This window comes from uncultured Eudoraea sp., from assembly GCF_947258925.1.
GTDB lineage: Bacteria > Bacteroidota > Bacteroidia > Flavobacteriales > Flavobacteriaceae > Eudoraea.
This window is the reverse complement of record NZ_CAMYKG010000059.1, coordinates 1-7,839: the sequence shown is the minus strand read 5'-3', so window position 1 is coordinate 7,839 and position 7,839 is coordinate 1. Positions and strand designations below refer to the sequence as shown.

5 protein-coding genes and 1 pseudogene are annotated in these 7,839 nt (G+C 36.9%); 1 reads left to right on the top strand and 5 read right to left on the bottom strand.

Translation table 11 applies throughout. The annotated features are described in order from the left end of the window. Positions 1–348, bottom strand: a pseudogene (locus Q0X77_RS14820) (hypothetical protein); the annotation flags it as partial. A 250-nt stretch (positions 349–598) separates the two neighbouring features. Further along, entirely contained in the window at positions 599–1,180 is a 582-nt protein-coding gene (locus Q0X77_RS14815; RefSeq protein WP_297798605.1) for a hypothetical protein, read from the bottom strand. A 445-nt stretch (positions 1,181–1,625) separates the two neighbouring features. Here Q0X77_RS14815 and Q0X77_RS14810 point away from each other — a divergent pair, with 445 nt between their 5' ends. Then, positions 1,626–2,849, top strand: a complete 1,224-nt coding sequence (locus tag Q0X77_RS14810; protein WP_297798604.1) for a hypothetical protein — start codon at positions 1,626–1,628, stop codon at positions 2,847–2,849. Between the two features lie 27 nt (positions 2,850–2,876). Here the strand turns inward: Q0X77_RS14810 and Q0X77_RS14805 are convergent, their stop codons facing one another. The 3 genes from Q0X77_RS14805 to Q0X77_RS14795 all read right to left on the bottom strand — a co-directional run bounded on the left by Q0X77_RS14805 (position 2,877) and on the right by Q0X77_RS14795 (position 7,381). Next, the gene (locus Q0X77_RS14805; RefSeq protein WP_297798603.1) at positions 2,877–4,040 is read right to left on the bottom strand and encodes a squalene synthase; all 1,164 of its coding nucleotides are present in this window, start codon (positions 4,038–4,040) and stop codon (positions 2,877–2,879) included. Between the two features lie 38 nt (positions 4,041–4,078). Beyond that, the gene (locus Q0X77_RS14800) at positions 4,079–4,840 is read right to left on the bottom strand and encodes an outer membrane lipoprotein-sorting protein (RefSeq protein WP_297798602.1); all 762 of its coding nucleotides are present in this window, start codon (positions 4,838–4,840) and stop codon (positions 4,079–4,081) included. A 300-nt stretch (positions 4,841–5,140) separates the two neighbouring features. Next, complete coding sequence (locus Q0X77_RS14795) at positions 5,141–7,381, bottom strand: MMPL family transporter (RefSeq protein ID WP_297798601.1); 2,241 nt, start codon at positions 7,379–7,381, stop codon at positions 5,141–5,143. Between the last annotated feature and the right edge of the window lie 458 nt (positions 7,382–7,839).

Here is a 7,839-nt window from a genome sequence, read left to right as displayed (position 1 = left end):
TAAATCTCCAAATCCGGTATACGAATCTTCAAAAGAAGTGTTTGCAAAAATACCTGTAAAATCTCCTCCTGCAAAGGGTAGTATGGCATCCACTTTTCCCGATTTCCCAAAGAAATTTACACTTCGTACATAGGCCAGGATTATCGTATTTATTCTGCCGTTAAAGTCTTCCAAGGGCAAAGAGGGATCCAGAAGTGTGTTTCCGGAGGCATAAGCATAGGCTAGTCCAATAAAATTAAACTCTTTAGGTAAATTGGTAAGGGCCCGTGGTTCGAGCTCCTGTGCGTATCCACAATTATAAATTGAAGATGAAAGAACTAATAAAATAACAAGGATATTAAAGCGCATTTTCTCTAAGTTGATTCGATTAAAATAAACTTAAAAAATATAAATAGCTAAAAAGAATGTTATAATCTTTCAATTATTTCATTGAAGTTCCTTGAATTAAGCATTAATTAATTTAACTACCAACGCGATTAATTTATGGCTAAGTTTTCACTTCAGAATATCGTCTGAATTTGATAATAAAGATCAAAAAAATAGGGGAATGCAAAACATTCCCCCAGATATTTTCAGGACAGTATTTAAACAAATTCTACTATTCCACTTTCGACAAGGAAACAGCGACAGCTTCTGCATAAGTCAGGATTAATACTTGTCCTATGTGCAGCTTTTCCATAAAGGCAGCGTCCTTTGTTGGGATCGTTAAATAGTTTCCATTAGGACCTTCTACAACAGCAAACATCTGAGGTCTATTAAGAACTTCAATGGTTACCACAGCTTTGATCATTTCACCGACTGCGGCTGCAGGAGCTTCACCTGCCGGAGCTCTGTCTTCCCCTTCTAAGACTACCAGTGGTTCTGCCTTTTCTGCGGATGTTGGTTCTCTGAACTCAGCCTTTAAATAGGTGTAATAATCAAAAGTGATTATATCTTTTACCGCAATTTCATCAAATCGCTTAACCTCCGGGCCAGCTGTAATCGTCACCAATTCTCCATCACCACCTTTCAATGTTATTTCTCGTGTTTCCTTAACAATCTCGGTAACCGTTCCCTGCATGGTTACCAGCGTTAATCTTTCTCTTGGCTCTATTGTACTATCCACTTCCTGTCCCAGCAAAGGAGACGTTAAGCATGTACAAAAGAATAAAGCAATGGCATAAATTTTAAATGTTTTCATAAAATGTAAATTTTAATTTTCGGTTTTCAAAAGCGTTTTGTCAATGGACATAACGTAAGTTTTTAATCAAGGTTCAAAAATAAAGTTTAATGCTGACATAGCCTTGGTATCACGGTTATTTAATGCACAAAGCAGTTATATCAAGAAATTAAACTTGCGAATCACAGTCCATTTTTTGGCGTGACAATAGAATTAATTCACAAATCGGTCCGCAAATGGAAGGTATCTTAATAGCCGGTAATTCTCAATTCCAAATAATTAATTCAACGGGGTGATATCATAAAATTGGAAAACAATTTAGTTAATCAGCTCCTGGAGCCACTTATTGGTGAAGACTACTATATTTTATAAAATAAATTAATCCAAACATTTACCACTTTAGTAGCTCAATTATCTTTTTGAATATCTAATTTTGCATTAGCTTAAACTGCTAATATTAAACAAAATGCAATTCTTTGATATTATCATAGCGGGTGGTGGGCCTGCGGGTATGTCCGCGGCAGCAGAATTAAGTAAAAACTTCAACATCTTAATTTTAGAGAGGAAGAAGCCCGGTACCACGCAAGCTACATGGTACAGCTACGAGGATAGGGCTATCAAATATGATTTAGAAGAAGCTATTGCTGTTCGCACAAAATACATAAAGTTTACTGCCCCAACAGCAGAACATTTTATGAAAGACGATTGCGTGGTGTTTGATCAGCAAAAAGTCCTGGAGATTTGGATGGACCGAGCCAAATACAATGGAGCAGTGGTTAAACACGAAGCTTTTATATCGTATTATTTAAATGGCAACGAAATAGTAGTTGAAACAAATTTGTGCAAATACAGAGCCAGTCTGCTTATTGATTCCATGGGAATAAATTCATCTATTCTGCAAAAGAATAAGCTTGTAAAAAGGAAAGATGCATGGGTTATTTATGGAGCCAGAATGAATAATTTGTCTCTGGACAACCCATTTCAGCTGGAATACCTGCCACTAAATGATGAAGAGAATACCTATATTGGCATCCACCCCCATAGTGAAAATGTAACCAATATATATGCTTTCAAAGGACAGAAAAACACCTATGGCAACCCGAAGGAATTGAAGGAGAAATTTAAAAGATTTATAAATGAATTCCAGCCAAACGCAGAACAAATTGGTATACTAGAGGGTACTATTGTTTCCGGAACATTGAAGAAATATGCACTGGACAAGGTCATCTTTTTTGGATCCTCCGGAATGCTCAACCCGGATGGTTGTGGAATGGGTTTTAATGAAATATTAATGAAACACCGGGCATTCGCAGATGGTATTAGGGAAGTTATGAAAACAAAATCTCTGGATGAAAAATCGTTACAAAGACTGGCATATTCTCTAAAGGATCAGGAAACGATTAATTTTCAGAAAATAATTGGAGCTTTTTCCCTCTATTTTATTCGCAGCGCGGGTAAATGGGATGGTGGCGTTAAGTGGTTAAATGCAATGGGTGAAGACAGTAAATATTGGATGCGAAATGAAATGACCCTTGACTGGATCAAAAGAGCGAATCTAAAATTAAACGGCGTGATCCCTTTTAAAGAAACTTTTAAAATGATACCTCTTAATGATTTCTTATTTATACTTGGCCAGTATATCCGATTTAAAATTAAATCAAAAAAGGCCGATTTTAGAAATTCAGCTTAAATATCAATGCTGAAATTTAGTATCATTTCAAGCAATTTCCGGGGATTTATTGGCTTCGGTCAAGGCCAATTCACAGAAGTCATTAATTTTCTGTACTAATTCTAAAGTCTCTTCAGCATTAGGTAATCCAAATGTAATTTTATTCGCAATTACAGAGGCCATTTCTTTATATGTTTTTACCACCTCTTGAATAGACCCGGCCCTTACAATTAGTTTTGCCGCAAGTCCCTTTCTTATCTTTACATTTTCAGTGAAAACCTTATGATTATTGTAGACTTCTGCAAGGGTGGCAATGGCCATTACCTGCGGTATTGCACAAAATCTGAATACACGTTCATTTTTCAACATTTTCAGGTAGTCCAGGCAATCTGTAGCATGAGAAAGTGCGTCATTTACCATGTGATTTAAACAGGCGATTGACTCCGGTTTTTCCGGATTCAAGGGAAAGTCCTCAAACCTGGGACTGTATAAAGACCAAACTTCCTTTGGCCAAAAGAACCTTTTTTCATCCAGATCTTCTTTATAATCCCTTACAATGTTCGTTTTTTGTAAAAATAGGCCCATGGAATTAGAGAGTGCTACCTGAGACTCCAATTCTTTGTTGTCTATCCCTGAAGCCGCAAAAATTTCGGATAAGCCTATCCCAACCAATCCTGCCACATAATGACAGTAGAGGTTGTAATCTTCCAGGGTTGTAATTTCTTTCTCTCCAAAATCTGCCATCCCATTGCCCATTTTCTTACAGATGTCCGTAATACTTTTTTGATACTTCACATCAAGCTCTAAAAATGCCTCTATTACTTTGTGATAATTGGCCAGGAGGTCTCTATATTCTTGTTTATCACCCACGTTTGAAAGATTCCAGCCTTTTTCATAATTTTTTGTGTGAAATTCCCTTAACAGTTTTGTCTTAACGTCCTGAGCCAGATCCATATCATCTTCTATGGAATCGAGCGCGCGTAAAATAAGGTAAAACAGGCATACCACATCACTAATCTCATCAGGAAGCTGCCTGATTACGGCTGCAAATGATCTGGATACTTTATCAAGGGTGTCATAACAAAAAGCAAGGTTACCATTATTACTGATTTTTCCATTTTTACGCGGACCCATGATTTTTTTACTTCCAAATTTAAGTTTCAGAAGTGCTGCCATCTCATCCGGTTTTAAAATAGACTTCTTTATTGACATGGTAAATTATTTAGTATGGCCTGTGCCAAAATATTAATTTAATTGATTACGGGTTCGATATTAAAATTTTCTTCTTTTAAATTGGGCCTGGCACTAATCTTTAAAACTTTTATTTCGTTGTGCTTTGCTTTTTTAAGATCCTTATTAACCATAAACATGGGTTGGATTTTCCCCTTAGGTTGCCCTATAGGTTGAAAATCAGAATAGGTTGTACTACTTTTTGCGGTGCCGTCTTCATTAAAGGCTATAATTTTTAAAATGCGATAAGTATTTTCTTCAATTAAATATTCGGTTTTACCATTTTCAAGGTCAAGAAGATCGTTAACCTGTAATTTGTAACAGGATTTTCCATCAAATTCTTCATTACCTTTGAATTCGAAACTTAACTGATCCCGATCTTTCGAGGTATAATTTGCAATGGAAACTCCGGAATTAACTAATTCCATATTTTTAGAAGTAGCCTTCATTTTTCTGATTTTTCCATTAGCTGGTGTAAATATCTCAATCAAACCCAGTTCATCCGGATAACTGGTTATCACTATGGTAATCCCCTTTAATTTATCCGGTTGCTGTACTACCGTTTTGGTTTTTTCCATCCCACCAAATTTGCCTATCAGTACATTATACTGCTTATCTTTAGACTTTCCATTACTGGCTATCTCCTTTATTGCAATGGAGAGTTCCAAATTTTCCGTCAAAAGTTGATCCGCTGCTTTTTCAAAAATTTCTTCAGCATTATTCTGTCCCATTATGGGCAGAGAAAAAGCTACGAACAACACTACAAATTTAAGATTTAACATAGAGCGCAATATTACCAATTTTTTAAAGGATAATCCTTATTCTTCTGAAGATTATAAGGAAATTTGATTAAAATCAAGCCTGCCTAATGCTATTTTTTTAATAATATAAAATTTTAATAAAAATAATTCTAACCTAACAAAGATACAATACTTCAAAAGTAGTATTTAAGAAGTATTTCAGGTCTGAATATAACGGTTACAAGCCCAATAAATTCTATTTATACGTTACAAGTACTATTCCAAACATCATTTAGTACTTAATTAGTGCTATTTTTTCTTTGACCTTTTTGACAAACCGTCTTATTCAAGAAACCGGGGCTTGGTTAAAATTACAATGGCGGGAACCAAAAATAGTGAGCTAATCAAACAAGTAGTGATTGAAATGACAATTAACGCGCCAAAGTACTTCAGCGGGGTGAAATTGGATAAGATCAGGGGCATAAAACCAACTATTACAGAAAGCGCATTAATAATAATTCCCCTACCCGAGGTACTGAGTGTTATTTGCACGGCCTTGCGGTGATCAAAACCTTTAGATCTTTCGGTTTTAAAACGCCACAAAAAATGAATGGTATAGTCTACCCCTACTCCTATCATTATTGAAGATAACAGGGCGGTGGCTATATCTAAGGATATACCAAATATGCCCATTAACCCAAATAGAACAACGATTGCAATTGTAATTGGCAAGGTAGAGAGTAATCCTGCTTTGGGGGAACGAAAAACAAAACTCAAAATGATAAAGACCACAGCCAGTGCAAAAATCAGGGATTTAAGCTGCCCTTTGACGACCATATCTGCCAATTCAATTTCCGTAAGTCCGGCCCCGGCGGCATATCGGAGATCAGGATCATCCCCGGTTAGGTCATTAAGCTTTGCAAGCACTCTTTTATTAGCACTATTACTACCATCTTTAAGGCTTATTAAGATCCGGGCGTTTTCATAATTATAATCAAGAAATTGAGAAATATCATCTTCATTCCCACCCATTGAAAAGATCTCGATAAACTGATATATCTCTTCTGAAGTATCAGGAATTTGGTTATATCCTTCCTCCTCGGGTTCATAAAATCCTTTACTCAATTCTTTGACAAGGGCAACGGGAGAACTAACAAGGCCTACTGCAGGATCCTTAATAATTTCGCTTTCGTAATGGGCCATCCGATTCATCACCTCAGGCGAGAGCACATCCCCGGAAAATAGTACAGATATAAACTGTGAGCCTCCAAATTTTTCATTGATTAAGCGGGTAGAACGTCCCGCTTCGGACTTAGCCGAAAAATAACTTTCAACATTGGTATCAACATCCAGGAAAAATATTCCAATCACCCCAATTACTGCCGTAAATACAGAAATTGTAAGGATCTTTTTCGGGTTTGTGGTTACCCAATTTCCCATCTTTTCGAGCGACCGTTCAAGGACTGGAGCTTTCTTTGTTTCCTGCCTATCTGAGCCGCGTTTTGGTTTAAAAAATGAAAGCATTGCCGGCAATAACCATAGACTTAATAACAAGGCGAACCCTATACCAATAGCGGTTAGTACCCCCAGTTCTGCAGCAGGCATCATGGTATGGCTCAGAAGCCCCAATATCCCCCCGATGGTAGTTATCCCGGTTATAAAAATCGGTTTTTTAAGGTCAATATATATTTGTTTACAGATTTGTTTCATCGAAAGCTTCTCCTCTCCTCTTGCTAATTCCTGGTAGTGTGCAATAAGATGAATCCCATAATCATTAGCAATAGCAATGATCATGATGGGCATTAGAATACTAAAGAGCGAAATTTTCCAGCCTAAAAAGGCCATCAATCCAAAGGAGAGAATAATGCTCATTAAAACGATCAGAAAGGGCATAAATACCCCTTTCCATTCCTTAAATGAAAAATATAGCATAAATACCATCAGGAACATGGCAATGGGGAGAAGTACAACCAAATCCTTAATTATATTTCCTTCAATAGAATAGCGGATAAAGGGTAATCCGCCTAAGAGCACTTCTTCAGCTCCGGGATGATTTGTTACAATTCCCTTTATATCATCTATAATCTTATCCGGTGTTTTGGTATTTTTTATCAGCACGAGGGAGACCAGGCTAAAATCGTCCGAAAAGAACCTATTGGTCATACTGTTTGCCGAAATCTTTGTTTTTAATGCTTCGTAATCGGCTTTATTATCCGGGATTTCTTCAAAGAAAGGCTCCATGGACATCATACCGTCTTCTATGGTAATTTCCTGTGCACTAAATGGAGAAATAATACGATCTAAACCTTCCAGCTCACTGAGTTCAGCTGCAAGTGATTCGAGCCTGTTCAATGTTTCTGTTTTAACGACATCTTCTGAATGCAACATCAGCAATATCATCTCGCTTCCACCAAAAATGCTATCCAGCTCTTTAAGGTGCACCTTATTTTTTATAGTATCGGGGACGTAATCATCCACATTGGAATTTACCTGAAGCCGGGGAATCAGTAGTAGGGAAAGAAGTGTAATAACAATAGCGGTTATTACAATTAAAGAACGGTACTTAATAATTTTATCTTCCATTTTTAAATAAAACCAGGTATTAAAACCAGGTTATAAATGTAATTTATTTCTAAAACAAAATCCTAAAATCTACACATTTCTATACCACAAAACTATTCCTTGTGCTTATATACAAACATCCCGGCTAACTATACTTTGAATTCAATCATCCTTTTTGCCATAACATAAGTGTTAACCATATGCACCGCACTTTATGTATTCTTCAAATATTGCTGGTAATAAGTTTTATTCTAATAAAATACATTAGTATATTTGCCCCGCAAAATATTAGGGTATTTTGTTGGGTAGCGTTCACCTTCGCCCGCGATAGCCATCGGGGCTTCGGTGAACTAGTTGTAAAGACCAAGTAATAAAAATAAAAGGTCGCGTAGCTTCCTCCTCCGTTTTACTGCGGCGGACAGGCGCTTCGCTCCGCAACACAAGGTCGCGTAGCTTCCTCCTCCGTTTTACTGCGGCGG

Coding starts and splice junctions, on each gene's coding strand:
- Q0X77_RS14810 (WP_297798604.1), top strand. CDS start 1,626: ATGCAATTCTTTGATATTATCATAGCGGGTGGTGGGCCTGCGGGTATG.
- Q0X77_RS14795 (WP_297798601.1), bottom strand. CDS start 7,381: ATGGAAGATAAAATTATTAAGTACCGTTCTTTAATTGTAATAACCGCT.
- Q0X77_RS14800 (WP_297798602.1), bottom strand. CDS start 4,840: ATGTTAAATCTTAAATTTGTAGTGTTGTTCGTAGCTTTTTCTCTGCCC.
- Q0X77_RS14815 (WP_297798605.1), bottom strand. CDS start 1,180: ATGAAAACATTTAAAATTTATGCCATTGCTTTATTCTTTTGTACATGC.
- Q0X77_RS14805 (WP_297798603.1), bottom strand. CDS start 4,040: ATGTCAATAAAGAAGTCTATTTTAAAACCGGATGAGATGGCAGCACTT.